This window comes from Stenotrophomonas sp. 96582_Sma (assembly GCF_056480905.1).
The window spans coordinates 361,275-387,645 of sequence record NZ_CM151122.1 but is presented as its reverse complement, the minus strand read 5'-3'; the positions used below and the strand labels follow the sequence as shown (position 1 = coordinate 387,645).

Genomic DNA, 26,371 nt, shown 5'->3' with positions numbered 1-26,371 from the left:
GGATGGCGCGGGAGGGTGCCTCAGTAGCTCAGGCTTACGGTCAGCTGTGCATAGCGCGGTGACTGGAAGCTGGTCGGCCACAGGAAGGTGTCGCTGATGTGCCCAATGGCGTTCTCCTTCTCCTGGTCCACCGACATCTTCTTCTGCTGGTTGGTCAGGTTGTAGATGGACAGCTTCACCTTCAGGTCGGCCTCGCCGAACTGCTTGTTCCAGGTGATGTTCGCACCCAGTTCGTAGGTCCACGGCATGCGCCCGTAGCCTCCGCGCGGGGAATGCTCGTAGACGCGCTCGGAAGGAACACTGGAGGTGCAGTTCTGCACGCAGATGTAGTAGCTGTGGAAGGGCTTGGTGTTGCCGCTGGGGTTACCCACGCCAAACCCCGTGATCGGACCGCCGGAACGGGCATCAAGCGTGGCGCCGACCAGCAGGTTCTCGGTGATCGCGTAGCTGCCGCGCAGCTTCAACTGATGGCGACGATCATTGGCCAGGTAGCCGTAGCCCCCTCGGTTGACCCACGGATCATCGAAGTTCTCGGTGCGGCCGGTATCGGCAAAGTCGGTATCGGAGTTGACCGGGCCTTCGGCGTTGCCGCGCCCGTAAGCCAGCGTGTACGAGGCATTCATCGCCCACGTGCCGTCCCAGCCACGGTCCAGCTGCAGTTCCAGTGCCTTGTAGTCGCGACGCGGCTTGTCCCAGCCGATCTGGCCGATGTAGTTGCCCTGGTCATCGTACTGGGCAAAACCTTCCTTGCTGGTGTCCACGGTCAGCCAGCCATCGGAGGTCCCGTCGCAGTTGGTATCCCCCCACACGGTGACCTTCCTGCCCGGGTTGGCCATCACCCAGCCCACTTCGGCATTGCCGCACTGCGCGCTGGCCGTGATGTGCATGTCATCGATGGCGTTGTGCAGCTTGCGGTAGATGCCACGCACCCCATAGGACCAACGCTCGTTGAGCATCTGCTGGAAGCCCAGGATCAGTTCATCCTGGTAGACCGGATCCATGTCACGGTCCACTTCCGAGCGCAGGTCACCCACGGTGCCATCCCCCTGCGAGTTGTCCACCGGCCCGATCTGCGCACCGGTGCGCGGCACGGCATAGCGGCTGCCATTGATCTCACGGATGTCCCAGCCGTTGAAAGCGTAATAGGTGCGCTCATCAAGCAGCCCACCGGCCTGTTTGATGTTGATCACGTTGGCCACCGGCAGGTAGTAGCGGCCGATGTTGCCGAACAGCTTCATCGCGCCATCGCCCTTGATGTCCCAGGCGAAGCCGGCACGCGGCGCCCACATGTTGTCCATCTTGATGTAGCTGCGACCTTCGGCATCCTTGTTGTCGAAGGTCTCCATGCGGATGCCGAGGTTCAGCAGCAGGTTGTCGGTGACCGACCAGTTGTCTTCCAGGTAGTACGCCGAATTGGTGCTCTCGAACTCCCCCCTACTTCATTGCGCCGCGCGCGCACGTAGGCGGTAGTGCCCGCTGGTACCACGCCGCCGTTCTCCAGGATCGAACCCGGAGTGGTCTTGTAGACGTTGTAGTAGAACGCACCGGGGCCCGGATAATAGCGGTCATAGGTGGACACGTTCTTCTCGTGATCCACACCGAAGCGCAGCAGATGGGCGCCCAGCTGCCACTCGAAATCCAGGCGCGCCTGCTCGCGGTCATCCACGCGCGACTGCACGGTGGAGTTGGTGGTGCAGCCCAGCGGTACGCCTGCCGGAGCCAGTCCGCTCTCGGCCACCACACGATTGCATTCCAGGTCGGTCATGCTGCGCTGCGAGGCATAGCGCTGGTTCTTGCCGTACATCGCACGCACCGACAGGCCTTCGGTGAGTTGGCCGTTGTAGGACGCGGCCCAGTTCTTGCCGCCATTGGTGGTGTAGATCTCGTTGGTCTTGGCAGTGGGCTCGCCCTTGGCCAGGTCGAAGCCGTAGACGTCGTAGGCCCAGTTGTCCTTGTCCGAGAATCCCATCAGCGACAGGCGGTGGTTGTCGTTGATCTGCCAGTCCAGCTTGCCGCCCCAGAACGGGTCGTTGGTGCTGCCCTGGTTGAAGACGTTGCCATCGTTGTTGGTGTACTGGGCGCGGTTGTCGCGGATCTCGTACATGCCGAAGAAGAACAGGCGGTCCTGTACCAGTGCACCCGAACCCCACACGTTGAGCCGGTTGGTGGTGTGCTTGTCCTGGCTGCCGATGATGTACGGCGTGCCGTCAGCGGTGTAGTGATCGTTCTTGCAGGACTGCCAGGCACGCGGCTCGAAGGTGTACTCGACGCCTGCGTGGAAATCGTTGCTGCCCGAGCGCGTCGCAGCGTTGATCACGCCGCCGGTGGTACGGCCGAACTCCACCGAGTAGCCACCGGTCTTCACCTGGAATTCCTGGAAGAACGCGAACGGTGCCGATGAGAAGCCGACGCGGTTGTAGAAATCGGTCACGTTCAGGCCATCGATGTAGACCGCGTTCTCGGCCACCGACGAACCACCGAAGGAGATGCCCTGCGCACCCAGCGAGCCTTTGCCCGAGACCACGCCCGGGGCCAGCATCGCCACTGATTTCAGGTCCTGGTCGACCGGCAGCCGCTCGATGTCCTGGCGGCTGAGGTTCATGGACGAATCGGTGGATGTCACGTCGACCATCGAGATGACCTGTGGCGCGCGCACCTGCACGGCACCCAGCGTGCTGATGCCAGAGACGGGCACATTGACCGTGGTGGCGTTGCCAAGCGACACCGTCACCTCGCCCACCTGCGCAGGCGCGCCGCCAGCCACCGCCACCTCCAGGGTGTAGGTGCCTACCGGCAACTGTGGAATGCGGTAGCTGCCGTTGGCGTCGGCCTTCACCGAACGCGAGAAACCGGTGGCCGGATTGCGCACGGTCACCGTGGCGGCGTCCAGGCGCTGGCCCGAATCGGTGACCAACCGGCCAACCACCGAACCATCCTGTGCGAATGCGCTGGGCGCGATCATGCCCAGACACGCCCCAAGGGCGACGCACAACGCCGCCCGCTTGATGCTGTAAGCCTTCATCCCCTGCTCTCTCCTGCAAGAATTGAATGGTGTGGAGTGCGATGTGTCGCGCTAGCGTTGCCCGGCTGGCAGTACCCGCCACTGGAAGTCGTAGTTCCATTGGTCGAAGTACAGGTTGCCGCCAGCCCACTCGGCCTCGCCGCGCTGCGAGTCGACCGTTTCCGAGCGGAAGTGCTGCTTGACCGGCACCAGGGCCTGGCCGAAATCGTCGTTGAAGGCGATGCGGTAGCCGTCGAGGCCACCCATATAGAAATCGCGCAGGGCCGGCACGTCGCTGGCCAGTGCGCCGGTGGTCACGTCCATCGGCAGCCATCCATACGGCGCCAGGTAGACCTGCCCCCAGTCATGCAGGTTGTTGTAGCCGCTGCCATCGTCGGAGAACACCATGCCCGACTGCCAACGCGCGGGAATGCCGTTCATGCGCAGCAGCGCGATCAGCAACAGCGTCTGCTGGCCGCAGTCGGCATGTCCGGCACGCAGGGCATGATCGCTGAGGTTGCTGAGAGTGGAGTATTCGCGGGCGCCCGCCCACGGGATGCGGTCGACCGCGGCGTACAGCCTGCGCACTACTTCATACGGGCGGGTTTCCCCCTGCAGCACCTGGTCGGAAAACAGCTTCAGCGCCGGCGTGAAGCGCACATGCGGCAGCTGCTCGGCCAGATAGGGTTTCAGCGCCGGATCGGACGGTGTCGGCTGCACCTTGGCCGGATCGATCGCGGTATGCCGGGCCAGGATCGTGACCGCGTAGCGGACCTCGAAGCGCGTCGGCTGCCCCGCCACCGCCTTGGCTTCCAGATAGGCGGTGCGCTGCTGAGTGCTGGCCGGTGCCACGCGCGCCCTACTGGGGGTGCTGCCCAGCCACTGCACGCGTTCCTGTTGGCCAGGAATTTCGCGCGGGTAGGGAATCCAGGCGCGTACGGTCTCGCCGGCCGGCACCGCATCGGCTTTCACCGTGAGCGACTGGGTGAATTCAATGCGCTGCGGCAGTACCGACGCCCGGCCACTTTGTTCCGCTGCGGCAAGCACGCGCGCGTGGTGCGCGTTGAGCACCTCGTTCGGGCCCGGCGCCGGCATCGGTGCATCCGCGCGGCGGCGTGCGCGTGCCTCATCGCTGAGCAGGAACAGGTTCGACGGTGCGCGCTTGAAATACCAGCGCGTGCCATCGATGTCGAGATGCTCAATCAGGCCAAGCTGATCCCAGCGCGCGAATTCCTCGTCGGTCAGGTCCGGAATCCAGCGGCGCACGGCAGACTTGGCGGCGGTTTCGTCGAGGGAAAAATCCAGGCGGATGCGGCGCATGCGTTCTTCCTGGAACGCGATGTCGTCGAAACTGACGCCAGGCTCCGCCGCGTCGGCGGCCGACCAGGTGTTCAATTCGCTGTGAGCTTCAAAGAACCGTCCCGCGTCGATCATCTGCACGACCCGCGCAAACTGGATGGCCGAGGGTGGCGGCTCCGCTCCCGCCGACCACGCCCACAGCAGCAGCGCGGCACACAGGCCGGCAGTGGCAGGCAGACGTGGTTTGCGAACGGCAGGATCCACAGCGACACTTCCCCAGCGCGGGTGGTAACGGCTGTGTAACACGGGCCGGGAGACCGGTCAATAATTTATTCTTGCTTTCGACGCCGAAAGGAATAAATATTCCAACAGGCATTCGAGGAGGGTGTGCAGCGCATGATCCTGGCTTCCCGCGAACGGCATCGGCATTGGCCGCGCCGCTTGACCCTGGCCCTGTGCCTGCTGGCCGCACCGGCCTTCGCACTCGCTTCCCCGAGGCCTGATCCCGGCGCGCCGCTGCCCTATGTGATCGGCCTGCACGAGGCCTACCTCACCCCCCAGTACTGGGCCGCGCGCCTGGACAACGCCGATGTGCCGATCCTGGACCGCAGCCAGATCGAGGCACAGAACGCACGGATGCGGTCACAGGACAGCCACATCCAGGACATCGCCGCACTACCCGCGCAGCTTGATGCGGCGGCGGTGCGCGCCAGCATCACCTCGCTGTCGAGCTGGCCCACCCGCACTCTGTACAACGACAAGGGCCAGGCCGTTGCGCCGGCACTGCGCAGCGCGACCGAAGCCAATCTGGGCCTGCAGTCCATTCCCGCGCAGACGACACCGCAATACGGGCTGGTGGTGAAGCGCGCTGCACTGCGTACTTTCCCCACCCGCGAGCGCGTCTTCAGCAGCGTCGGTGACACCGACATCGATCGCTTCCAGGAATCGGCGCTGTTCCCCGGCGACAAGGTCGCGGTGGTCCATCGCAGTGCCGACGGCCGCTGGTTGTTCGTGCACAGCGAGCGCTACAGCGCGTGGATCGAGGCCGATGCCATCGCCAGCGGCGACAAGGCCACGGTGCTCGGCTACGGCGCGAAGGGACCGTACCGGATCATCACCGGCGCCACCGCGCAGACTGCCTACACCCCGGAAGAACCGCGCGTCTCGCGCCTGCAGCTGGACATGGGCGTGCGCCTGCCGGTGCTGGCCGACTGGCCGGCGTCAGAGCCGGTGAACGGCCAGCAGGCGCACGCCGCGTGGGTGGTTCAGCTGCCGGTACGCGAGGCCGATGGCCGGTTGAAACTGGTACCGGCGCTGCTGCCGCGCTCGCAGGACACCGCCGCCGACTACCTGCCGCTGACCCCACGCCTGCTGCTGCAGCAGGCCTTCAAGTTCCTCGGCGAGCGCTACGGTTGGGGCCACGACTACGACACCCGCGACTGCAGCGGTTTCGTTTCCGAGATCTACCGCAGCTTCGGCGTGCTCCTACCGCGCAATACCAGCGCGCAGGCGGTCAGCCCGGCGCTGGACCGCGTACCGTTCACCGGCAAGGACGGCAAGGACGTGCGCGACCGCGCCGTCACCGATCTGCAGGTGGGCGATCTGGTCTACATCCCCGGCCACGTGATGATGGCCATCGGCCACGTCGACGGCCGCACCTGGGTGATCCACGATACGGCGGGCGGCAGCTGGTTCGGTGCCGACGGCAAGCGCGTGCAGGCCCATCTCAATGGTGTTTCGGTCACCCCGCTGGAGCCGATGATGGCCAGCGACAGCGTCCGCTACATCGACCGCATCACCAACATCCAACGCCTGCGTGCCAAGACCCCCTGAATGAAGATCACTGCCATCGAACTGGGCATGCTGCGCGTGCCGCTGAAAACACCGTTCAAGACCGCCCTGCGCACGGTGGAAACCGTGGAAGATGTGGTGGTGCTGGTCCGCACCGACACCGGCCACACCGGCTACGGCGAAGCGCCGGCCACCGCGGTGATCACCGGTGATACCCACGGCTCGATCATCGAAGCGATCCGTCACTTCATCGCGCCGCGCCTGATCGGCCAGGACGTGGCCAACCTCAATCGCCTGTGCGGTCTGGTGCAGACCGCGATGGAGCGCAACACCAGCGCCAAGGCGGCGGTGGAGATCGCGCTGTACGACTTGTGGGCACAGCTGCATGGCGCGCCGCTGTACCAGATGCTGGGCGGCGGCGACCCAGTGATCACCACCGACATCACCATCAGCGTGGACTACATCGACAAGATGGTGGCCGATTCGCTATCGGCGATCGAGCGCGGCTTCGAGTCGCTGAAGATCAAGGTCGGCAAGGACATCGGTCTGGACATCGAACGGGTCAAGGCGATCCACGCCGCTGTGGAAGGCCGCGCACTGCTGCGGCTGGATGCCAACCAGGGCTGGACCGCCAAGCAGGCCGTGCATGCGATGCGCACGCTGGAGGAAGCCGGCGTGGTACTGGAGCTGCTGGAGCAGCCGGTAAAGGCGGCCGACATCAGTGGCCTGAAGTACGTGACCGACCGCGTCAACACGCCGGTGATGGCCGACGAAAGCGTGTTCAGCCCGAGCCAGGTGATGGACCTGATCCAGCAGCGCGCGGCCGACATCATCAACATCAAGCTGATGAAGACCGGCGGCCTGTCCAACGCGATCCGCATTGCCGACATCGCCGGCATCTACGGCGTGCCCTGCATGATCGGCTGCATGATCGAATCCAGCATCAGCGTGGCTGCGGCCGTGCACCTGGCGGTGGCCAAGAGCGATGTGATCACCAAGGTCGACCTCGACGGCCCCTCGCTGGGCCAGTTCGACCCGGTCAGTGGCGGCGTGCATTTCAATGAATCGGAGATCAGCATCAGCGACGTACCGGGGCTGGGCATCACCGAAGTGCGTGGGCTGGAGATGCTGGATTGATTTCGGCCTTTCGGCTGACGCTGCGTGCCACTGACGTTGGGTCGCGCGTTACTTTTCCTTCTGCGGAAAGAAAAGTAACCAAAAGAAACGCTCCGCCAGCCGCGAGCCGACGTGCTGCGCACGTCGGTGCCCTGCGCTCCTCGGTCCGTCAAGGGACGGCGCGGAACTCGCTGCGCTCAGACACCCGCGCCTCTTCGCCCTCGCCGGACCTGCGGTGCTCGGCTCACTTGAAGGCGGACTCAACAACTGCACCCCGTAGATTCACGCCATGCGTGGATGCTCCTGCTTCTGCTCTACCCCGTACCCCCCTCGCGTCTGGCACCCGCCCGGCCCATTCCATGACACGCTCTACGCTGCCAACCGCAACGCGCCTACACATGCACGGACTCCCCGCATGCCGCCCCTGCTGAAGATCCGTTCCGAGCGCGGGCAGATGTCGGCCATCGAGCGTCGCATCGCCGACTTCATTCTCGACAACGCCCACCTGCTGCGCGACTACTCGTCCCAGCAGCTGGCCAGCGCTCTGGGCATCAGCCAGTCCAGCGTGGTGAAGTTCAGCCAGAAGCTCGGCTTCAAGGGCTACCCGGACCTGAAGTACTCGATCGGCCAGGATGTGGCTCGCGCCGGTGCCGACCCGCAGCAGGCGCCCAGCGAACCCGACAGCGGCGATGACTACCTGCGCCTGGGCGAGGCCCTGCGCCGCAGCAAGGCACAAGCCGAAGAGGAAACCCGCCAGGCCAACCCGCGCGGGGAAATCGAGCGCATCGTGCAGCTGCTCGACGGCGCGCCGAAGCTGTTCGTGTACGGCCTGGGTGACGACGGCCTGTACGCGCGTGAGTTCGCCATGCGATTGTCGCTGCTCGGCCTGCTGGTGGTGCCGCATACCGACCCGATCCTGATGCTGGCCAACCTGTCGGCCGCGCGCCCCGGTGACGCGCTGTTGATGTTCTCCGAGTTCGGCAACCTGCCCCAGCTCTCGCAGCTGTCGCGGCAGTTCCAGGACATGGGTGGCAAGGTGATTTCCATCACCCGCCACACCGCCAACCCGCTGCGCGCGCATGCCGATGCAACGCTGGTGGTGTGTGCGCACGACCGCACGCCGCAGGTCGCGCAGCTGCTGTACCGTAGCGCCATGCACGCGCTGCTCGATTTCCTGTTCGTGCTGCTCTGCCACGCCAATCCGGACCGCAAGCAGCAACTGGCGGTGAACCTGGAGCGGATCGACCACCTGCTGGATTCCTGACCGGAGCGCACGTTGATGAAATCGCTGGTCCGCCTTGCCACCACTGCCGTGCTGCTTGCTGCAGCGATGTCCACCCACGCCGCGCCGCTGGATGGCGCGCGCCAGCTGATCGTGGTCACCAGCGAAAGCTGGGACAGCACCGAGGGGCAACTGCAGGCCTATGTGCGCGATGGCAACGGCTGGCATGCGCATGGGCAGGCGTTCCCGGTGGCGCTCGGCCGTACCGGCAGCGCGTGGGGCCTGGGCCTGCATCCGGCGCAGGGCGATGGCCCACAGAAGCAGGAAGGCGATGGCCGCAGCCCGGCCGGCGTATTCGCGCTCGTCAGCGCCTTCGGCTACGCCGTTACACGCCCCGGCACGGCCATGCCCTACCAGCCGATGCTGGAGAGCAGCTACTGCATGGATGTGCCCGGCTCTCCGTTCTACAACCGCATCGTGGATGAAAAGAAGGTCGGCAGTGCAGCGGTCAAGGGCTCCACCGAGCCGATGCGGCTGGACCTGCACAACAAGGGCGACGTGCGCTACCGGGAAGGCTTCGTCATCGCCCACAACCCGGACAACCAGCCCGGCAAGGGCAGCTGCATCTTCGCCCACCTGTGGCGCGCGCCCGGCGAGGCCACGGCTGGCTGCACCGCCATGCCGCAGCCACGCATGCAGGCCCTGCTTGACTGGCTGCGGCCGCAGGATATGCCGCGCTTCGTGCTGCTGCCGCGCGCCGAGTACAAGCGCCTGCAGGCCCAGTGGCAGCTGCCCGCACTGAGCGGAGACGCCCGTTGAGCGCGCAGGACGAACCGCAGCTGCAGCGCGCGGTCAGCCGCTGGCAGATCGTCGGCCTGTCGATCAACGATGTGATCGGCAGCGGCATCTACCTGCTGCCGGCCGCCACCGTCGCCCTGCTCGGCCCCTTCAGCCTGTGGGGCGTGGTCGCCGCCGGCATCGTCGTTGCCCTGCTGGTGCTCTGCTACGCGCAGGCCGCCAGCTACTTCGATGAACCCGGTGGCAGCTACCTGTATGCCCGTGAGGCGTTCGGGCGATTCGCCGGGTTCGAGATCGGCTGGATGATCTGGTTGACCCGCATCAGCTCGGCGGCCGCATTGAGCAATGCACTGGCCGATGCGGTCGCGCGCTTCTGGCCGTGGGCCGGCGCCGGCATGGGCCGCATCGCGGTGATCGTGGTGTCGCTGGGCTTCCTCACTGGCGTCAACATCATTGGCGTGCGCTCGGCCGCGCGCACCGGCGTGGTGCTGGTGATCGGCAAAATGCTGCCGCTGCTGCTGTTCGTGGCCATCGGTGCGTTCTACATCGATCCGCAGCTGGCCTTCTCCGGCCAGCGCCCGGACCCGCATGACCTGCAGCGCATGGGCGAAGCCGCCTTGCTGCTGCTGTACGCCTACGCCGGCTTCGAGAACATCCCGGCAGCTGCGGGCGAGTACCGCAATCCGCGCCGCGATATTCCGTTCGCGCTGATCACCATGATCATCACCGTCACCGTCATCTATGGAGCGGTGCAGGTGGTGGCGCAGGGCACGCTGGCCGGGCTGTCCAGTTCGGCCACGCCGCTGGCCGACGCCGCCGCAGGCTTCGGTGGTGAGGCACTGGCGCTGATCCTGACCGTGGGCGCGACCATTTCCATCCTCGGCACCAACAGCAACACGATGATGATGGGCCCGCGCTTCCTGTTCGCGCTGGCGCGCGATGGCTACGGGCCGAAGATCCTGGCGCAGGTGCATCCGCGCTTCCATACGCCGGCCGCATCGATCCTGTGCCAGGGCCTGATCGCACTCGGCCTGGCGCTGTCGGGTTCGTTCGTGCAGCTGGCGCTGCTGTCGATGACCACGCGCCTGTTCGCCTACATCGGTACCGCCGCGGCAGTGCTGGTACTGGCCAAGCGCTATGCCGATCGCCCTGGTGCGTTGAAGCTGCCGGGCGGCCCACTGATTCCGGTATTGGCGCTGCTGCTATGTGTTGCCCTGTTCGCCAGTGCGAGCTGGCAGAACATCGCCGCCGCGCTGGTCGCCTTCGCCATCGGCGCGGTGATCTACAAGCTGCCGCGAAAGCCCGAACTGTAGAGTCGAGATCCTATGTTCGTGGTCAAGCCTGCTGGAAGCAGGCTTGACCCACCTTCAGCATGGCCGGATCGAAGTCCCGGCCGCTTTTGAAGACACCCCAGGCGATCCTGGCCAGCTTTCTGGCCAGGATGTTGAAGACGGCGGTGCTGGGGTGACCGCGTTTTGACAGCTCGTCGTAGAGCGGTTGCCCCTGGCGACACCGCTTGAGCCCCATTGCGGCCATGTAGAGCATCTGGCGCAGCACTGGCGCGCCCTGTTTGGACAGCCGACGCCGTCCCGTTCTGCCGCCAGACTCGTTGGGCCGGGGATCCAGGCCCGTGCAGGCGATCCACGCGTTGGCGTTGGCCAACGGCCAGCGCGTCATGTAGTAAATCAGGTGAGCGGCGACGGCGGGGCCGATACCAGGGATGGTCAACAGGCGCTTGTAGAGCGTGCCATGCTCTCCATCGCGACCCAAGCGCTGCAGTTCGCTTTCCAGCTCGGACAGCGTCCCAGCCAGAGCGCAGAACAGATCTGACAGCTCCCCGGGGGCACTTTTGCTTACCCCGAAGGATTGCTCCAGCCGCGCGCGTGTCTTTACCAGCGTCTGCCGCTTGCGCAGCAAATCGTGCATCTGCTGCTGCTCATCGGTACGCGGTACGTATTCACGCAGGCGATCGTTCTCCTTCTTCACGTACCGGGCGATCGCTTCGGCGTCCATGGCGTCCGTCTTGCCACGCGAGCCCGTCGCCCGGCCGTAGTGCTTGATCAGACGTGGATTGATCACATAGACAACGTGGCCTGCCTGGCCAGCCATCCGAGCCAACAACTCGTAGTACCGCCCCGTCGCCTCCATGCCAATCCGGCATCGCTGGGGCAAGGTGTTGAGCCACTGGGCTATGCCGGCCCGGGTGTTGGCGATCCTGTCGCCGGCCTTGCGGTCGGCCACTGCCGGTACGAACTCCTTGGAGTCCACGTCCACGCCAATATCGAGAGAATCAGACATTTGTACGGCTCCCAGCTATCTTTAAGGGGCTGGGGTGGTACCGCACCGACGTTAGCTTGCCTACATCGACGATCCCCTTTGGGGGCCGTACGATCCTTTATCGACGTTCGTGTGCGGGATGGGGATCGCTCGACTCGTCTGTCGGCTAGTATCCGCAGATGCATGCTTGACGGTCCCTCCACCCTGGCTCCTACATACCGCGTAGGAGCCGGGAGGAACATACAAGCCATGCTCGACTGGGATTTGGGGTGCATGAGTCGAGCATGGTTCGACTCTACAGACTCGCCCTTCACGCTGCCGGACCGGGCCGTTAACCGCCTCGCAGGCACGATCAGGTTTCGTCCACAACGGAGCCCTTCCATGACCGAGTACCAGATTCCCGGCCGCGTACCGGACGACAGCACACCGCGCGATGCGGTCAGTAACTACTGGCGCGAACGCTACACGGCCGAGCCGTACTACGACGACCAGCTGTTCTTCGAGGACTATGAGCCGGCCTACCGCATCGGCCACGCCGCACGTGCGCAGGACATGATCCGCGCCTACGAGGAAGTGGAACGCGAGCTGGAATCACGCTGGGCCAGCGAACGCGGCCGCAGCCGCCTGGACTGGGCGCAGGCACGCAGTGCCGTGCGCCGTGGCTGGGAGGAAGCGCAGCAGGTGGAACCGCGCCTGGCACGCGGCCCCTGACGGACCCGATATGCGGCAACGCCGGGCATGGCCCGGCGCTACCGTTGCTGCATCACTCCTGTTCCGGCAGCGGCGGCACGGCCGTGCTGCGCTTGCTTTCACCGCCACCGGCGGCGATCAGGTCGCGGGTGTTCTTCTGCACCGCCACCGCACCGAACAGCGACAGCGCGAAGGCCATGCCGTAGAAGCCCTTCTCGCTCGGCGCCAGGGTGGCATTCCATAGGCCGACCAGCAGCAGCATCAGCGCCGACAGCAGCGCGAACCAGCACAGCGCGTAGTACAGGCCACTGACCGGAATGCCCTCGACGCGGTCACGCACGCTCTTCTGCAGCGACACCGCCGCGAACAGGCCAAACAGCAGCAGGGTCAGGTAGTAGCCCTTCTCGTTGAGCGCCATCGTGGCGTTGAACAGGCCGATCAGGTAGGCCGCCGCACCCAGCAGCAGGGCCACCCAGGAGGCGGCGATGAAGGCAGTGGACGGCTTGTGGGGCATGGCTGTGCTCATTGCAGATCCTTGGCAGGCAGGCGGGCACGCTTTGCCCGGGCGTGCCCACCCTAGACGATCCCGCTGCCGCCGCACAGGGGGCGCGGGACCTTCGGGCCACGACGATGACCGTGCAAGTGGTATACAAGGGACAGCCCGGCCATCCGCATCCCCGTCCTGGAGATACCCATGACCCGCATACCCCTGCTGCTCACCCTCGGCCTGGTGCCGATCCTCGCCACCTCCGCCTGCAACGCCGCCGACCCGGCCGCCAGCGGCTCCCAAGCCACGGCCACGGCATCCACCGCCGCCGATCAACGCCCGTTCACCGCCACCGAAGTCAGCCGCTTCGATCAGCCCTGGGCGATGACCTTCCTGCCCGATGGCAGCCTGCTGGTCACCGAAAAGCGCGGCAAGCTGCAGCATCTGGACCTGGCCAGCGGCCAAAAACACGAGATCACCGGCGTTCCGAAGGTCGCCTACGGTGGCCAGGGTGGTTTCGGCGATGTGATCCTGCACCCGCAGTTCGCAAGCAACCACGTGATCTATCTCAGCTATGCCGAGGAAGGCACGCTGGACACCCGTGGCGCTGCCGTCGCACGCGCCACGCTGGCGCTGGATGCCAAGGGTGGCGGTGAGCTGAAGGACCTGAAGGTGATCTGGCGACAGACGCCCAAGGTCAGTGGCGAGGGCCACTACGGCCACCGCCTCGTCTTCGGCCCGGACGGCAAGCTGTGGATCAGTTCCAGCGAGCGCCAGAAGTTCGATCCGGCGCAGGACATGGGCAGCAACCTCGGCAAGATCATCCGCCTCAACGACGATGGCAGCCTACCGGCCGACAACCCGTTCGCCTCGCAGGGCGGCGTGGCCGCGCAGGTGTGGTCGCTGGGCCACCGCAACATCCTCGGCATGGCCTTCGATGCCAACGGCAAGCTGTGGGCGCACGAGATGGGCCCGGCCGGCGGCGACGAGCTGAACCTGATCGTGCGCGGCGCCAACTACGGCTACCCGATCGTCTCCAACGGCAACCACTACGACGGCCGCCCGATTCCCGACCACGATACCCGCCCGGAGTTCGCCGCCCCGAAGGTGACCTGGACGCCAGTCATCTCGCCGGCCGGCTTCGTGATCTACAGCGGGAACCTGTTCCCGCAGTGGAAGGGCAGCGGCTTCATCGGTGGCCTGTCCTCCACCTCGCTGGTGCGCGTGGCATTCGATGGTGACAGCGCGCGCGAAGCCGAACGCTTCAACATGGGCGAACGCATCCGCGAAGTGGAACAGGGGCCGGATGGCGCACTGTGGCTGCTGGAAGACGGCAACAAGGCGCGCCTGCTGAAGCTCACCCCGAAAACCTGACAGGATGGTAGTGCCGGCCGCTGGCCGGCACGTTTTCCCGCAACGGCCCCGCACGCGGGGCCGTCTGCGTTCATTGAATGGTGATGACCTTCACCTCGGTCTTCGTGCAAGCCTGGTCCAGGCACTGCCCGTTCAACCACACCTGGCCATCACCGATCATCACGCCCTGGTGGTTGACGAAGACCTTGCCGAAGTCCTGTTCGGACACCGCCTTGACCACCGCCGGGGTGATGATCTTCTCGTAGTTGCGCTGGAACTCACCGGGGCCGGTGATCTTCCTTCCGTTAGCGATATTCAGCGGGAAGCGCACTTCCTCCACCACCGCAGCGCGATCACCGCCGACCACCGCGGTCTTGAACGCATTGAACACCTTCTCGTACTGCGCGGCGTCGCCGAGCAGCGTCTCAATGCGTGCACGCGCGTCTTCCGCGGGCGCATCCGTCGGTGCGGCGCCGGCCGGCTCGGCAGCAGCCTTCGCCGGTTCAGCCGCAGGCGTCGCCGCAACACTGGCCTCCATCGGCGGCGGTGCATCCGCCGCAGGCTCGGCCGGCGGTGCCGCCGGCTGCGAGCAGGCGGCCAGCACCAGGGCGGGAATCAGACAAGCCATCCGGCGCATGCGCGCACTCCATCGAAACAGGGAGCCCGATGGTAGCGCCGCCGCGGTGAGGACAACAAAAAGGGGACGGAGGGGATTAAGTCGTTAGTGGCACAAACGACTTAATCCCCTCCGTCCCCTTTTTCTCGATCAGGCCTTCAGCAGCTCGAACTGCACCGCCTCACCGGCGGCCGAAGACGCGCACACCCACACATCGAACTGGCCCGGCTCAGCACGCAGCACGCCGTCGCGGCCGGTGAACGCCAACTGCTCGCGGGTCAGGGTGAACACCACTTCGGTCGACTCGCCCGGCTGCAGCGCCACCTTGCGGAAGTCCTTCAGTTCGCGCACCGGACGCACGCGGCTGGCCACGCGGTCGTGGATGTACAGCTGCACCACTTCCTCGCCGGCCACGTCGCCGCTGTTGGTCAGCGTGGTGGTGATGGTCAGGCTGTCGTCCCAGCCAAGCTGCGCCGCACTCAGCTGCGGCGCACCGTAGGCGAAGGTGGTGTAGCCGATGCCATGCCCGAACGGGTACAGCGGCTCGTTCGGAATCTCGCGCCAGCGGGCCTTGAACTCCGACATGGTCGGCAGTTCCGGGCGGCCGGTGCGCGGGTGATTGTAGAAGTACGGCTGCTGGCCGGACACCTGCGGGAAGCTGACCGGCAGGCGGCCCGACGGGCTGTAATCGCCGAACAGCACATCAGCCACGGCATGGCCGGTCTGCGTGCCCAGGTACCAGGTCACCGCCACCGCCTGCGCATTACGCACGGCGCCCTGCAGGGCCAGCGCGCGACCATTGCGCAGCAGCACCACCAGCGGCTTGCCGGTCATCGCCACCGCTTCGGCCAGCGCCTGCTGTGCCGGCGGCAGGGTGATCTCGACGCGCGACTGCGCTTCGCCGCTGTAACGCTGCGGCTCGCCCAGCGCCAGCACCACCACGTCGGCGCGCAGCGCAGCGGCCACGGCCGCTTCGGTGCCACCGGGAATGGCCACTTCCAGTTCGCAGCCCGGCACGATTTCCAGCAGCGCTTCATCGCCGATGGCGGCGCGCACGCCGGTTTCCAGGTCCACGTAGCGCTGCTTGTCGCCAAACAGCGTCCAGCAGCCTTCGATGTTCTCGCGGTCCTGCACGAACGGGCCGATCAGTGCGATCTTCTGCCCGGTCTTCTGCAACGGCAGCACGTTGTCGCGGTTGTTCAGCAGCACGATCGAACGACGCGCCGCATCGCGCGACAGCGCGTCATGTGCGGCAATGTGCGAAGTATCGGCTTCGCGCGCCGGATCCAGCGAACGGTACGGGTCGTCGAACAGGCCGATGGTTTCCTTCAGCCACAGGATGCGGCGCACGCCTTCATCCAGCACCGCCATCGGCACCTCGCCGCTCTCGACCAGGCCCGGCAGGTGCTCGGCGTAGAAGCCGCTCTGCATGCTCAGGTCGAGGCCGGCGGTGAACGCCTTGGCGGTGGCATCGCGGTCGTCGGCGGCATAACCGTGCGCGACCAGTTCCATGTCGGCGGTGTAATCGGAGATCACCACGCCCGGGAACTTCCACTCACCGCGCAGGATGTCGGTCAGCAGTTCGGCGTTGGCACTGGCCGGCACGCCGTTGATGTCGTTGAACGAGGACATCACGGTGATCGCGCCGGCGTCGAACGCAGCCTTGAACGGCGGCAGGTGCACGTCGCGCAGGGTCTGCGGCGAGATGTCCACCATGTTGTATTCCATGCCCGCCATCACCGCGCCATAGGCGGCGAAGTGCTTCGGCGTGGCCAGCAGCGAATCGGCAGCGCGCAGGTCGCTGCCCTGGAAGCCGCGCACGCGGGCGGCGGCGAATGCACAGCCCAGCACCACGTCCTCACCGGCACCTTCGGCACCACGGCCCCAGCGCTGGTCGCGGGCGATGTCCACCGCCGGCGCATAGGTCCAGTGCAGGCCGGCAGCGGTGGCCTCGACGGCGGTGGCACGGGCGGTGCGCTCGGCCAGCTCCGGTTCGAAGCTGGCGGCCTCGCCCAGCGGGATCGGGAACACGGTACGCATGCCGTGGATGACGTCGGCAGCCAGGATCACCGGGATGCCCAGGCGGCTCTCTTCGGTGGCGACCTGCTGGATGCGGCGGCCCAGCTCGGCGCCCACGCCGTTGAACAGGGAACCGACCTTGCCCTCGCGCACCTGCTGCAGCACCTGGTCGGCATTGCGCACGTTGGCTTCCGGGTTCACGTCCGGGGCGAACGGGCGGACCATGTCCGCGAAGACACCCAGCTGGCCGACCTTTTCCTCGACGGTCATCTGGGCAATGAGGGATTCGATGCGATCGGAGGCCACCGGCAGTCCTTGATGAAAACGTTTACAAGCCCGGCATTCTAGCGATCCCGGGCGATTTGGCGAGAGGTTTCTTCATTCAGTTTCAGCCACCAGCGGGGTCCGTATGGCCCCGCCGGGGGCACCGCAGCTTACTCCGAGCCGGCCAACTGGCGCTGCCCGGCCATCAACATGGCGTCGCTGGAGGCCTGGAACACGCGCAGGCCGAAGGCCGGCAGGATCGCCAGCAGGTGGTCGAAGATGTCCGACTGCACCGCCTCGTACTCGCCCCAGGCGGTGCTGCGGGTGAAGCAGTACAGCTCCAGCGGCAGGCCCTCGGTGGTCGGCTGCAGCTGCCGCACCAGCAGGGTCATGTCGGTATGGATGCCCGGGTGACTGCGCAGATAGCGCTCCACGTACGCACGGAAGGTGCCCAGGTTGGTCACCCGGCGGCTGTTGACCTCGGCCACGCCCTGCTCGCGCAGGCGCCCGTTCCACTGGCCCAGCTCCTGCTCCTTGGCCTGCAGGTAGTCGCGCAGCAGCGCGAATTCGCCGAGGAAGGCCAGATCACCCTCGTCCAGGAAACCGACGCTGTGCTGGTCCAGGTACAGCGCGCGCTTGATCCGGCGGCCACCGGCCTCCTGCATGCCGCGCCAGTTCTTGAACGACTCGGTCACCAGCTTCTTGGTCGGGATGGTGGTGATGGTCTTGTCGAAGTTCTGCACGGTGACGGTGTGCAGCGCGATATCGATGACGTCACCGTCGGCGTTCTGGCTGGGCATCTCGATCCAGTCGCCGATGCGCACGCGGCCATCGCCACTGATCTGCACGCTGGCCACCAGCGACAGAATGGTGTCCTGGAAGATCAACATCAGCACGGCCGTGGCCGCGCCCAGGCCGGTGACCAGCGGGCCCAGCTTCACCCCCAGCAGGGTGGCGATGATGGACAGGCCGGCGGCCACGAACACCACGATCTTGACCACCTGCAGGTAGCCCTTGATCGGCTTGTTGCGCGCATCGGGCTTGCGCTCGTACAGGCTGTTGGCCGCGTCCAGCGCATGCGAGAACGCCATCGACACCGTCAGTACGGCCCACACGATGCACAGCTTGATGATGACCTTGACCAGGCCTTCCGGCAGATCCGGGATGAAGGTGATGCCCGAGGCGATCACCTGGCTGGGCACCACGTTGGACAGGCGCGAAATGACCCGCATCAAGTGGCTGCCGCGCCCGGACTCGGCGCCCGGCAGGCGCTGCAGCAGGCGCCGCAGGCCACGCACCAGGATGCGCTTGGTCACCCAGTTGGCCAGGCCCGCTGCGACCAGCAGCGCCGTGATCATCAACGCCAGGTAGGCGCCGGGATAGGGTTCCAGTGTGTTCTGCAGCTTTTCCAGCCACTGTACCGCCACCACCGCGTCCACCATCAGTTGTCTCCTTGCGTTGTCGTTGTTGTTGGGGGTGCCGGCCAGCGGCCGGCACTACCGGATCAGTCCCGCGAGCGCTCGATGATCACGCCCACCGCGCGCGCGCCACGCACCGCGCCCAGCTTGCTCAGTTTCAGGCGCAGCCACTTCACGTCGAATTCGTCCAGCACGATCTGTGCGCAGCGCTCGGCCAGGGTTTCCACTAGGCCGAATTCCGACTCGCGCACGAACTGCTCCAGGCGCTTGCTCACCGCCTTGTAGTTCAGGGTATGGGCGATGTCGTCGGAGGCCGCGGGACGACGGTTGTCGAAGCCCATCTCCAGGTCGAACACCAGGTCCTGGCGGATCCGTCGTTCCCAATCGTAGATACCGATCAGGGCGTCGATCGTCAGCCCCTCGATGAAAACCTTGTCCATTGCGCTTACCAGCCCGAGTACAGGGGGCCATGGTAACGGCACGGCGGTGAGCCTGCCCGGAACGGGCGGTGGGTGGCCGGCAGGAATGCGGCACTGGGAAAAACAAAGAGCCCCGCTAGCAGGGCCCTCTGGTACTACCGCTTGTCCCCGGGGGGAGCTGTTGAACAGCCGCGAGTCCCGGTGGCGCAGGCGTCGAAATTGAAGCGGGTGAGGTCTGCGGATCAAGAGGCGATTCCGACTATGCCCGCATTTCCAAAAAACAAAGGGCCCTGCTAGCGGGGCCCTTTGGTACCTCTCAACGTCCTCGGGGGGAGCTGGAATCCAGCCGCGAGTCCCGAAGCACACGATGCAGATCATGACGTTCATTCCCTCGACGGTCCAGAGTCAATCGCGACATGCTGGAGGAAGCCAAGGGCAATACAGGAATTCTGCTGCCTGACGCGGCGGCATTGCCCGATATCACGCCAGCGGCAACCAGCGCAGGCTGATGATCCGCCATGTGGTCCCGCATTTGATGAGAGAGCAACGAATCCTGCAGGCAGCGCTGTCACGCCCACGGTGGGCGACGTACAAACGTATCGCGGACCGGCACTCTTTGGATGCCGCCTCGCTTTACGTATGGAACATGCAGATGTGCGGCGCGCTGCTATCCCCCCTGCACGTCTGTGAAATCGTAATCCGCAACGCGGTGGCCGCGGCGCTGGCGCATGCCTTTGGGCCGCGCTGGCCCTGGCATCCTGCACTGCTGCAGCGGATGCCAGCAGATGGCGCGTTGTCGGCCTTGCAGGATCTCCATAGACAGGCTGGTCGTCGGATGGACACTCAGGAGATCATCGCCAGCCTTCGCTTCGCGTTCTGGCAGCAGCTTTTCACGCGGCGCTTCGAGGGAGCCATCTGGACGCGGGGCTTGAAGATTGCGTTGCCGAACGCGCCACAGAATGCTCTCAGCGTCGTCCGCACGAGCATCCACGCAGACATCGGACGCATCCGCCTCCTGCGCAATCGGATCGCCCACCACGAACCCATCCTGGAACGCGACATCGGTGCCGACCTGGCTGCGATCGGGCGGCTGATCCATGCGCGCTGCCCGCATACGCTGGGCTGGTTGCAACGCCATGAGCGGGCAACGACGGTATTGGCGGCGTCGCCGTTGGCAGGGCGTCCGTAATGCGTCCGCCGGGTATGGCCCGGCGCTACCGGTTCCGGGGCTTACACCGCAGGCAGGGTCGCCATGTCCCAGCGCGGGGTGACCTCGACCTTCGGCGGGCTGTGCTGGCCGGCCTGCAGCCGCAGCGCGCCGGCGAAGGCGATCATCGCGCCGTTGTCGGTGCACAACGCCGGCCGCGGGAAGCAGGCACGGCCGCCAAGGCGCTCGGCCATCTGCTGCAGGCGTGCGCGCAGGCGCTTGTTGGCGCCGACGCCGCCAGCCACCACGATCACATTGGTGCCGGCCGCTTCCAGCGCGCGCTCGCACTTGATCGACAGGGTCTCGACCACTGCATCTTCAAAGCCACGGGCGATGTCGGCGCGGGTCTGCTCGCTCTGGTCGCTGTCGCGCCAGGCCATCAGGACCTGGGTCTTCAGGCCGGAGAAGCTGAAATCCAGCCCCGGGCGGTCGGTCATCGGCCGCGCGAAGCGGTAGACACCCGGCGTGCCCTGCTCGGCCAGCCTGGCCAGCTGCGGGCCGCCCGGATAGGGCAGGCCCATCATCTTGGCGGTCTTGTCGAAGGCCTCGCCGGCCGCGTCGTCCAGAGTTTCGCCCAGCAGGCGGTACTGGCCGATCGCGTCCACCGCCACCAGCTGGGTATGGCCACCGGACACCAGCAGCGCCACGAACGGCGCTTCCGGCGGGTCGTCCTCCATCAGCGGGGCCAGCAGGTGGCCTTCCATATGGTGTACGCCCACCGCCGGCACCTCCAGCGCCCAGGCCAGCGACCGCGCCACGCCCGCGCCGACCAGCAGCGCGCCGACCAGGCCGGGACCCGCCGTGTAAGCCACGCCGTCGATATCACCTACACCCAGGCCGGCTTCGGCCAGGGTCTGGCGCACCAGCGGCAGCAACTTGCGGACGTGGTCGCGGCTGGCCAGCTCGGGCACCACACCACCGTATTCGGCGTGCAGGGCGATCTGGCTGTAGACCGCATGGGCGCGCAGGGCCGCGCTGCCGGCCAGGTCGGTGTCATACACCGCCACGCCGGTCTCATCACAGGAAGATTCGATGCCAAGGACTCGCATGCCTGCTATTATGACGCCCCTGCCGCCCCCTCGGGGGACGCGCAGGTCTCACTGCTTTCGAACCTCTGGCCCGTATTCAGGGTTGGCCGCTTGCAGTTTGTCTATTCGCCGCTATAATGTGCGGCTCGCCGGGCGTGACCCGGTTCTACTGTGTCCCGGAGATTCCATGCCCAGCGTCAAAGTCCGCGAGAACGAGCCCTTCGAGTTTGCTCTTCGCCGCTTCAAGCGCACTTGCGAAAAGGCCGGTGTGCTGGCCGAAACCCGCAAGCGCGAGTTCTACGAAAAGCCGACCCAGGAGCGCAAGCGCAAGGCCGCCGCTGCTGTGAAGCGTCAGCTGCGCCGCTCGTCGCGCGACGTTACCAAGCGTCAGCGCCTGTACTGATCGGACGCATCTTCATTGCGATGGGCTTGCCTGTCGCGATGGAGCCGAAGCCGGCACGCGCGAGCGTCGCCGGCTTTTTGCGTTTCCGGGTTCGGGCATCCGCCCCGCCCCACCTACCACCACGAGGTTCCTCATGAGCATGAAGCAGCAGCTCACCGAAGACATGAAGGCCGCCATGAAGGCGGGCGAGAAGCACAAGCTGGGCGTGATCCGCCTGATCAACGCCGCCATCAAGCAGCGCGAAGTGGACGAGCGCATCGAGCTGGATGACACCGCCGTGATCGCCGTGCTCGACAAGATGGTCAAGCAGCGCAAGGACTCGGTCAGCCAGTTCGAAGCCGCCAACCGCGAGGACCTGGCGGAGATCGAGCGCGCCGAGATCGTGGTCATCGAAGCCTACCTGCCGGCCAAGATGGGCGAAGCCGAGATCGTCGCCGCGATCCAGGCCGCCATCGCCGAGACCGGCGCTTCCGGTCCGGCCGACATGGGCAAGCTGATGGGCGCATTGAAGCCCAAGCTCGCTGGCCAGGCCGACATGGGTCTGGTCTCCAAGCTGGTCAAGCAGCAGCTGGCGTAAGCCATTGCCGGGGTCGGATCCCTTTCGCATCGCGGAAGGGCTCTGACCCCATTGATGCACCCGCTTCACCGCACCTTCGACCCCCGGCTGCTACAACATCCCCATGGTCGAGCAATCGCACTCCCCCGCCGACACGCGTCCCCACGGCATTCCCGCACGGCTTCGCCACTACGCTGACCGCCTGCAGGACAGCTTCCCGATGGCCGTCACCAAGCGCTTCGTCGAAATCGACGTGCTGACCCAGGCCGCCTCGGTCTCCTTCTACGCCCTGCTGTCGATGGCACCGCTGCTGGTGCTGCTGCTGTGGCTGACCGCCTCGCTGTACCCACCGGCACAACAGACGTTGATCAGCCAGATCGGTTCGGTGGCCGGCAGCAGCGTGGCCAGCGTCGCCGACACCGTGCTGCACAACGCCAACAGCCAGCCCAGCGTCGGTTCATTGGCCGGGCTGTGGAGCACGCTGCTGCTGTTCATCGGCGCCACCGCCGTGTTCGCCCAGCTGCAGAACGCGCTGAACCGGATCTTCCACACCAGCGGCCAGCGTCTGGAAGGCATCAAGGCCTGGCTGCGCAAGCGCGTGTTCTCATTCGGCGTGGTGTTGGCACTGGGCTTCCTGCTGATCCTGTCGATGACCGCCACCACCGCACTGCAGGTGGTGTTCGCGCAACTGCCCTCGGTACTGCCGGCAATCGGCTACCTGACCTCGCTGCTGCTGTACACGCTGGCCTTCGCCTTCCTCTACCACTACCTGCCGGACCGCCGCGTGGCCTGGCGCCAGGCCTTCATCGGCGGTGCCATCACCTCGGTGCTGTTCACCCTCGGCCGCTATGGCATCGGCGTCTACATCGCCACGGTGACCCCGGGTAGCGCCTACGGTTCGATGGGCGCGCTGGTGATCTCGCTGGTCTGGATCTACTACGCCACCGCCGTGTTCTTCGTCGGTGCGTTGATGACCGCGGTGATCGACGAACGGCAGCATGCACGGGCGCAACTGGCCAGGGCCGGGGCCGATGCGGAACAGGCCAGCCCCTGCACCGCCAGCGAGTAAACTAGGGGAACCTGCCGCCCCTGCTGCGCGCCCTGCGGCCGCGCCCCGTTCTGTTGCCCATGGCCCGTATCCCCGACGCTTTCATCGACGATCTGCTCGCCCGCTCCGACATCGTCGAGGTGGTGGGCAGCCGCGTGCCGTTGAAGCGACAGGGCAAGGAGTACGCCGCGCGCTGCCCGTTCCATGACGAGCGCTCGGCGTCGTTCACGGTCTCGCCCACCAAGCAGTTCTATCACTGCTTCGGCTGCGGCGCGCACGGCACCGCGATCAGCTTCCTGATGAACTACGACCGCCTCGAGTTCCTCGACGCGGTGGATGAGCTGGCCAAGCGCGCGGGCATGGAAGTACCGCGCAACGAGAACCCGCGCAGCCCCCAGCAGCAGGACGACAGCCGCGAGCTGTATTCGGCACTGGATGCCGCTGCCCGGTTCTTCCAGAAGAACCTGGAAGGCAGCGACAAGGCACGCAGTTACCTTGATGGGCGTGGCGTGGACGAAGAGAACCGCGCGCGCTTCCAGATCGGCTACGCCCCGGATGGGTACAGCGGGCTGCGCGATGCACTGGGCAAGGACGAGCGGCGCATGAAGCTGCTCGACCGCGCCGGCCTGTTCTCGAAGAATGACCGCGGCCACGTCTACGACAAGTTCCGCGACCGGGTGATGTTCCCGATCTTCGACCGCCGTGGCCGGGTGATCGCCTTCGGTGGCCGCGTGTTCGAGAAGGACGACGGCCCCAAGTACCTCAACTCGCCCGAAACCGCGCTGTTCCACAAGGGCCGCGAACTGTACGGCCTGTGGCAGGTGCGTCAGGCCAACCAGAAGATCGAGCGGCTGATCGTGGTCGAGGGCTACATGGACGTGGTCTCGCTGTTCCAGTTCGGTGTCACCCAGGCGGTGGCAACGCTGGGTACCGCAACCACGCCGGACCATGCCGAGCTGCTGTTCCGCAACGCGCCGGACGTGTTCTTCTGCTTCGACGGCGACGCCGCCGGCCGCCGCGCCGGCTGGAAGGCGCTGGAGTCGGTGCTGCCGCGCATGAAGGACGGCCGCCAGGCCTTCTTCCTGTTCCTGCCCGATGGCGAAGACCCGGACACCATCGTGCGCAAGGAAGGCGCCGAGGCCTTCAACGAGCGCCTGAAGCAGGCCACGCCGCTGTCGCAGTTCTTCTTCGATGAACTGACCCGCGAGATCAACCTGGGCACGCTGGACGGCAAGGCGCGCCTGGCCGAACGCGCAAAGCCGATGCTGGCGCAGATTCCCGACGGCGCCTTCGGCGACCTGATGAAGCAGCAGCTGGCGCAGCTGACCGGCCTTGGCGGCAATGCCCAGGCAGCGCGCGCACCGATGCCGCAACGCCAGCCGCAGCGGACGATCCAACCCGTGGCCAAGCGCAGCCTGGTACGCGGCGCGATCGCCGTACTGCTGCAGCAGCCGTCGCTGGCGCTGACGCTGGGCGGCAAGCACCACTTCCAGGGCCTGCGCCTGCCGGGCGTAGAGCTGCTGCTGGAGCTGCTGGACCTGGTCGAGCAACGTCCGGACATCAGCACCGGCGCACTGCTGGAGCACTTCGACGGACGTGAGGAACAGGCGTCACTGCACACGCTGGCCGCACAGACGCTGCCCGGCACCGAAGCCAGCTGGACCCAGGAACTGCACGACGCAGTGGCCCAGCTGGAGAAACAGCTGCTGGTGCAACGTCTGGAGGAGTTGTTGGCAAAGCAGCGCCAGCAGGGCCTGGACGATACTGACAAATACGAACTGCGCGAGCTGCTGAAGGCGCGCGCCGGACTGCGCCTGTAGCGGGCAGAACGTTTTCACGGAGAGGACCATGCTGCTGCGCCTGACCTGCCTGCTGTTGTTGTCGCTCCGCCTGCCGCTGACGGCCCTGGCCGAAGACGCGCCCCTGAACGAAGTCCGCCCCGGCCTGTATGTCGGCGGCCAGCCCAGTGCCGCGCAGCTGCAGGCCTTGGCCGCGCAGGGCGTGCGCACCGTGATCGACCTGCGCCAGTCCGACGAAGACCGCGGCTTCGATGAAATCCACGCGGCCGAATCGCTGGGCCTGCGCTATGTGCGCATTCCGGTGGCCGGCGCCGAGGGCCTGGATGCGGCCAATGTGCGCGCCGTGCACCAGGCCCTGCAGCAGAGCCAGGGGCCGGTGCTGCTGCACTGCGCCTCCGGCAACCGCGCCGGTGCCGTGCTCGGCCTGGTCAATGCCCGCTATGAACATGCCAGCCCGGAGCAGGCGCTTCAGCTCGGCCAGCGCGCCGGCCTGAAGTCGCTGGAAGCCGCCACCCGCCAGCGCCTGGCCACACCGGTCACCTCGCCCTGAACCACCCTCCGCACCAAGGACTCTGCCCACCATGACCCGCTGGTGGTCGCGCCTGCGACCGGACAACTTCACCCTCGCCCTGCTGTGCACCGTCGGCCTGGCCTCGCTGCTGCCGATGAAGGGCGCCGCCGCCATCGTGCTCGACGATGTCACCACCGTCGCCATCGCCGCGCTGTTCTTCCTGCATGGCGCGCGCCTGCCGCGCGAGTCGATCATCGGCGGCATGCTGCACTGGCGGCTGCACCTGACCATCCTGGCCTGCACCTTCATCCTGTTCCCGCTGCTGGGGCTGATGTTCAAGCCACTGTCGGGTTGGCTGCTGACTCCGGAGCTGTACCTGGGCGTGCTGTTCCTGTGCACCCTGCCGTCCACCGTGCAGTCGTCCATCGCGTTCACCTCCATGGCCCGCGGCAACGTGCCGGCAGCGGTGTGCAGCGCCTCGCTGTCGAGCATCCTCGGCGTGTTCCTGACCCCACTGCTGCTGACCGCGCTGGCCGGCACCTCCGGCGGCGTGCATGACCCACTGCACGCGATCGGCGGCATCATGCTGCAGCTGCTGGTGCCGTTCGTGGCCGGCCACCTGCTGCGGCCGTGGATTGCCGGCTGGGTGGAGAAGCAGCGCGCGCTGCTGCGCTACACCGACCAGGGCACGATCCTGCTGGTGGTGTATTCGGCGTTCGGCGAAGCGGTAACCGAAGGGTTGTGGAGCAAGACACCGCTGCTGTCGCTGCTGGCCGTGGCGGTGGTCGCCGCCGTGCTGCTGGGCATCGCCATGCCGCTGATCACCTTCATCGCGCGTCGCCTGCGCTTCAACCGCGAGGACGAGATCGCCATCGTCTTCTGCGGCTCGAAGAAGAGCCTGGCCACCGGCGTGCCGATCGCCAAGGTGCTGTTCGCCGGTGGAAGCCTCGGCGCGATCGTGCTGCCGGTGATGATCTACCACCAGATCCAGCTGATCGTCTGCGGTGTGATCGCGCAGCGGTATGCGAAGCGCGCGCCCTGATTGGGCG

General features: G+C 66.2%; 22 protein-coding genes and 1 pseudogene. 14 read left to right on the top strand and 9 right to left on the bottom strand.

Annotation, left to right across the window (positions count from 1 at the left end):
• Positions 1-20: 20 nt before the first annotated feature.
• Both ACZK2R_RS01735 and ACZK2R_RS01730 read right to left on the bottom strand, forming a co-directional pair.
• A pseudogene (locus ACZK2R_RS01735) lies at positions 21-3,022 on the bottom strand (TonB-dependent receptor).
• A 51-nt stretch (positions 3,023-3,073) separates the two neighbouring features.
• Positions 3,074-4,564, bottom strand: coding sequence for a transglutaminase-like domain-containing protein (locus ACZK2R_RS01730; RefSeq protein WP_180838752.1), 1,491 nt, complete (start codon positions 4,562-4,564; stop codon positions 3,074-3,076).
• 132 nt (positions 4,565-4,696) lie between these two features.
• Here ACZK2R_RS01730 and ACZK2R_RS01725 point away from each other — a divergent pair, with 132 nt between their 5' ends.
• From ACZK2R_RS01725 to ACZK2R_RS01705, 5 genes are all read left to right on the top strand, one after another.
• Positions 4,697-6,133 carry a C40 family peptidase gene (locus ACZK2R_RS01725; protein WP_180838751.1) on the top strand — a complete coding sequence of 479 codons (1,437 nt, stop codon included), beginning with the start codon at positions 4,697-4,699 and terminating at the stop codon, positions 6,131-6,133.
• On the top strand, positions 6,134-7,228 hold the full coding sequence (locus tag ACZK2R_RS01720) for a dipeptide epimerase (protein ID WP_180838750.1): 1,095 nt from the start codon (positions 6,134-6,136) through the stop codon (positions 7,226-7,228). It abuts the gene before it with no gap.
• Positions 7,229-7,622: 394 nt separating this feature from the next.
• The gene (locus ACZK2R_RS01715) at positions 7,623-8,471 is read left to right on the top strand and encodes a MurR/RpiR family transcriptional regulator (protein WP_180838749.1); all 849 of its coding nucleotides are present in this window, start codon (positions 7,623-7,625) and stop codon (positions 8,469-8,471) included.
• 15 nt (positions 8,472-8,486) lie between these two features.
• On the top strand, positions 8,487-9,248 hold the full coding sequence (locus tag ACZK2R_RS01710) for a L,D-transpeptidase family protein (RefSeq protein WP_180838748.1): 762 nt from the start codon (positions 8,487-8,489) through the stop codon (positions 9,246-9,248).
• The gene (locus ACZK2R_RS01705; RefSeq protein ID WP_032130380.1) at positions 9,245-10,540 is read left to right on the top strand and encodes an APC family permease; all 1,296 of its coding nucleotides are present in this window, start codon (positions 9,245-9,247) and stop codon (positions 10,538-10,540) included. Before ACZK2R_RS01710 ends, ACZK2R_RS01705 begins: the two co-directional genes overlap by 4 nt.
• 22 nt (positions 10,541-10,562) lie before the next feature.
• Here ACZK2R_RS01705 and ACZK2R_RS01700 read toward each other — a convergent pair whose 3' ends face one another.
• A complete protein-coding gene (locus ACZK2R_RS01700) occupies positions 10,563-11,525 on the bottom strand; it encodes an IS110 family transposase (RefSeq protein WP_132809226.1) in 963 nt (320 codons plus the stop codon).
• 360 nt (positions 11,526-11,885) lie between these two features.
• Here ACZK2R_RS01700 and ACZK2R_RS01695 point away from each other — a divergent pair, with 360 nt between their 5' ends.
• Positions 11,886-12,215 carry a hypothetical protein gene (locus tag ACZK2R_RS01695; RefSeq protein WP_032130379.1) on the top strand — a complete coding sequence of 110 codons (330 nt, stop codon included), beginning with the start codon at positions 11,886-11,888 and terminating at the stop codon, positions 12,213-12,215.
• Between the two features lie 52 nt (positions 12,216-12,267).
• On the opposite strand, the gene yiaA is transcribed toward ACZK2R_RS01695, so the two are convergent.
• Positions 12,268-12,720, bottom strand: a complete 453-nt coding sequence (yiaA, locus tag ACZK2R_RS01690) for an inner membrane protein YiaA (protein WP_180838570.1) — start codon at positions 12,718-12,720, stop codon at positions 12,268-12,270.
• A gap of 168 nt (positions 12,721-12,888) precedes the next feature.
• Between yiaA and ACZK2R_RS01685 the strand changes: the two genes are divergently transcribed.
• Positions 12,889-14,055 carry a PQQ-dependent sugar dehydrogenase gene (locus ACZK2R_RS01685; RefSeq protein ID WP_478487725.1) on the top strand — a complete coding sequence of 389 codons (1,167 nt, stop codon included), beginning with the start codon at positions 12,889-12,891 and terminating at the stop codon, positions 14,053-14,055.
• Positions 14,056-14,125: 70 nt separating this feature from the next.
• Here the strand turns inward: ACZK2R_RS01685 and ACZK2R_RS01680 are convergent, their stop codons facing one another.
• The 4 genes from ACZK2R_RS01680 to folB form a co-directional block, all read right to left on the bottom strand.
• Positions 14,126-14,671, bottom strand: coding sequence for a hypothetical protein (locus tag ACZK2R_RS01680; protein WP_180838568.1), 546 nt, complete (start codon positions 14,669-14,671; stop codon positions 14,126-14,128).
• 129 nt (positions 14,672-14,800) lie between these two features.
• On the bottom strand, positions 14,801-16,975 hold the full coding sequence (locus tag ACZK2R_RS01675; protein ID WP_180838567.1) for a glycoside hydrolase family 3 N-terminal domain-containing protein: 2,175 nt from the start codon (positions 16,973-16,975) through the stop codon (positions 14,801-14,803).
• Between the two features lie 128 nt (positions 16,976-17,103).
• Positions 17,104-18,375, bottom strand: a complete 1,272-nt coding sequence (locus tag ACZK2R_RS01670; protein ID WP_180838566.1) for a mechanosensitive ion channel family protein — start codon at positions 18,373-18,375, stop codon at positions 17,104-17,106.
• Between the two features lie 62 nt (positions 18,376-18,437).
• Positions 18,438-18,791, bottom strand: coding sequence for a dihydroneopterin aldolase (gene folB / locus ACZK2R_RS01665; RefSeq protein ID WP_180838565.1), 354 nt, complete (start codon positions 18,789-18,791; stop codon positions 18,438-18,440).
• 514 nt (positions 18,792-19,305) lie between these two features.
• On the opposite strand from folB, the gene ACZK2R_RS01660 reads away from it, so the two are divergent.
• Positions 19,306-19,959, top strand: coding sequence for a hypothetical protein (locus tag ACZK2R_RS01660; RefSeq protein ID WP_032130383.1), 654 nt, complete (start codon positions 19,306-19,308; stop codon positions 19,957-19,959).
• Positions 19,960-20,000: 41 nt separating this feature from the next.
• On the opposite strand, the gene tsaD is transcribed toward ACZK2R_RS01660, so the two are convergent.
• The gene (tsaD, locus tag ACZK2R_RS01655) at positions 20,001-21,026 is read right to left on the bottom strand and encodes a tRNA (adenosine(37)-N6)-threonylcarbamoyltransferase complex transferase subunit TsaD (RefSeq protein WP_180838564.1); all 1,026 of its coding nucleotides are present in this window, start codon (positions 21,024-21,026) and stop codon (positions 20,001-20,003) included.
• 166 nt (positions 21,027-21,192) lie between these two features.
• Here tsaD and rpsU point away from each other — a divergent pair, with 166 nt between their 5' ends.
• From rpsU to ACZK2R_RS01625, 6 genes are all read left to right on the top strand, one after another.
• The gene (gene rpsU, locus ACZK2R_RS01650) at positions 21,193-21,408 is read left to right on the top strand and encodes a 30S ribosomal protein S21 (protein WP_002808376.1); all 216 of its coding nucleotides are present in this window, start codon (positions 21,193-21,195) and stop codon (positions 21,406-21,408) included.
• Positions 21,409-21,541: 133 nt separating this feature from the next.
• A complete protein-coding gene (locus tag ACZK2R_RS01645) occupies positions 21,542-21,985 on the top strand; it encodes a GatB/YqeY domain-containing protein (RefSeq protein ID WP_004153909.1) in 444 nt (147 codons plus the stop codon).
• 103 nt (positions 21,986-22,088) lie between these two features.
• The gene (locus ACZK2R_RS01640) at positions 22,089-23,033 is read left to right on the top strand and encodes a YihY/virulence factor BrkB family protein (RefSeq protein ID WP_180838563.1); all 945 of its coding nucleotides are present in this window, start codon (positions 22,089-22,091) and stop codon (positions 23,031-23,033) included.
• 59 nt (positions 23,034-23,092) lie between these two features.
• On the top strand, positions 23,093-24,832 hold the full coding sequence (gene dnaG / locus ACZK2R_RS01635) for a DNA primase (protein WP_180838562.1): 1,740 nt from the start codon (positions 23,093-23,095) through the stop codon (positions 24,830-24,832).
• 28 nt (positions 24,833-24,860) lie between these two features.
• Positions 24,861-25,361 (top strand): protein tyrosine phosphatase family protein, encoded by a 501-nt coding sequence (locus ACZK2R_RS01630; protein ID WP_180838561.1) that lies wholly within the window; start codon positions 24,861-24,863, stop codon positions 25,359-25,361.
• A gap of 31 nt (positions 25,362-25,392) precedes the next feature.
• Positions 25,393-26,364, top strand: a complete 972-nt coding sequence (locus tag ACZK2R_RS01625; protein WP_049421191.1) for a bile acid:sodium symporter family protein — start codon at positions 25,393-25,395, stop codon at positions 26,362-26,364.
• Positions 26,365-26,371 lie beyond the last annotated feature (7 nt).

What these genes read in the sequence shown, in the direction of transcription:
- ACZK2R_RS01725 (WP_180838751.1), top strand. Translation starts at nt 4,697, where the DNA reads ATGATCCTGGCTTCCCGCGAACGGCATCGGCATTGGCCGCGCCGCTTG.
- ACZK2R_RS01720 (WP_180838750.1), top strand. Translation starts at nt 6,134, where the DNA reads ATGAAGATCACTGCCATCGAACTGGGCATGCTGCGCGTGCCGCTGAAA.
- ACZK2R_RS01715 (WP_180838749.1), top strand. Translation starts at nt 7,623, where the DNA reads ATGCCGCCCCTGCTGAAGATCCGTTCCGAGCGCGGGCAGATGTCGGCC.
- ACZK2R_RS01710 (WP_180838748.1), top strand. Translation starts at nt 8,487, where the DNA reads ATGAAATCGCTGGTCCGCCTTGCCACCACTGCCGTGCTGCTTGCTGCA.
- ACZK2R_RS01700 (WP_132809226.1), bottom strand. Translation starts at nt 11,525, where the DNA reads ATGTCTGATTCTCTCGATATTGGCGTGGACGTGGACTCCAAGGAGTTC.
- ACZK2R_RS01695 (WP_032130379.1), top strand. Translation starts at nt 11,886, where the DNA reads ATGACCGAGTACCAGATTCCCGGCCGCGTACCGGACGACAGCACACCG.
- yiaA (WP_180838570.1), bottom strand. Translation starts at nt 12,720, where the DNA reads ATGAGCACAGCCATGCCCCACAAGCCGTCCACTGCCTTCATCGCCGCC.
- ACZK2R_RS01685 (WP_478487725.1), top strand. Translation starts at nt 12,889, where the DNA reads ATGACCCGCATACCCCTGCTGCTCACCCTCGGCCTGGTGCCGATCCTC.
- ACZK2R_RS01680 (WP_180838568.1), bottom strand. Translation starts at nt 14,671, where the DNA reads ATGCGCCGGATGGCTTGTCTGATTCCCGCCCTGGTGCTGGCCGCCTGC.
- ACZK2R_RS01670 (WP_180838566.1), bottom strand. Translation starts at nt 18,375, where the DNA reads ATGGTGGACGCGGTGGTGGCGGTACAGTGGCTGGAAAAGCTGCAGAAC.
- folB (WP_180838565.1), bottom strand. Translation starts at nt 18,791, where the DNA reads ATGGACAAGGTTTTCATCGAGGGGCTGACGATCGACGCCCTGATCGGT.
- ACZK2R_RS01660 (WP_032130383.1), top strand. Translation starts at nt 19,306, where the DNA reads ATGAGAGAGCAACGAATCCTGCAGGCAGCGCTGTCACGCCCACGGTGG.
- tsaD (WP_180838564.1), bottom strand. Translation starts at nt 21,026, where the DNA reads ATGCGAGTCCTTGGCATCGAATCTTCCTGTGATGAGACCGGCGTGGCG.
- rpsU (WP_002808376.1), top strand. Translation starts at nt 21,193, where the DNA reads ATGCCCAGCGTCAAAGTCCGCGAGAACGAGCCCTTCGAGTTTGCTCTT.
- ACZK2R_RS01645 (WP_004153909.1), top strand. Translation starts at nt 21,542, where the DNA reads ATGAGCATGAAGCAGCAGCTCACCGAAGACATGAAGGCCGCCATGAAG.
- ACZK2R_RS01640 (WP_180838563.1), top strand. Translation starts at nt 22,089, where the DNA reads ATGGTCGAGCAATCGCACTCCCCCGCCGACACGCGTCCCCACGGCATT.
- dnaG (WP_180838562.1), top strand. Translation starts at nt 23,093, where the DNA reads ATGGCCCGTATCCCCGACGCTTTCATCGACGATCTGCTCGCCCGCTCC.
- ACZK2R_RS01630 (WP_180838561.1), top strand. Translation starts at nt 24,861, where the DNA reads ATGCTGCTGCGCCTGACCTGCCTGCTGTTGTTGTCGCTCCGCCTGCCG.
- ACZK2R_RS01625 (WP_049421191.1), top strand. Translation starts at nt 25,393, where the DNA reads ATGACCCGCTGGTGGTCGCGCCTGCGACCGGACAACTTCACCCTCGCC.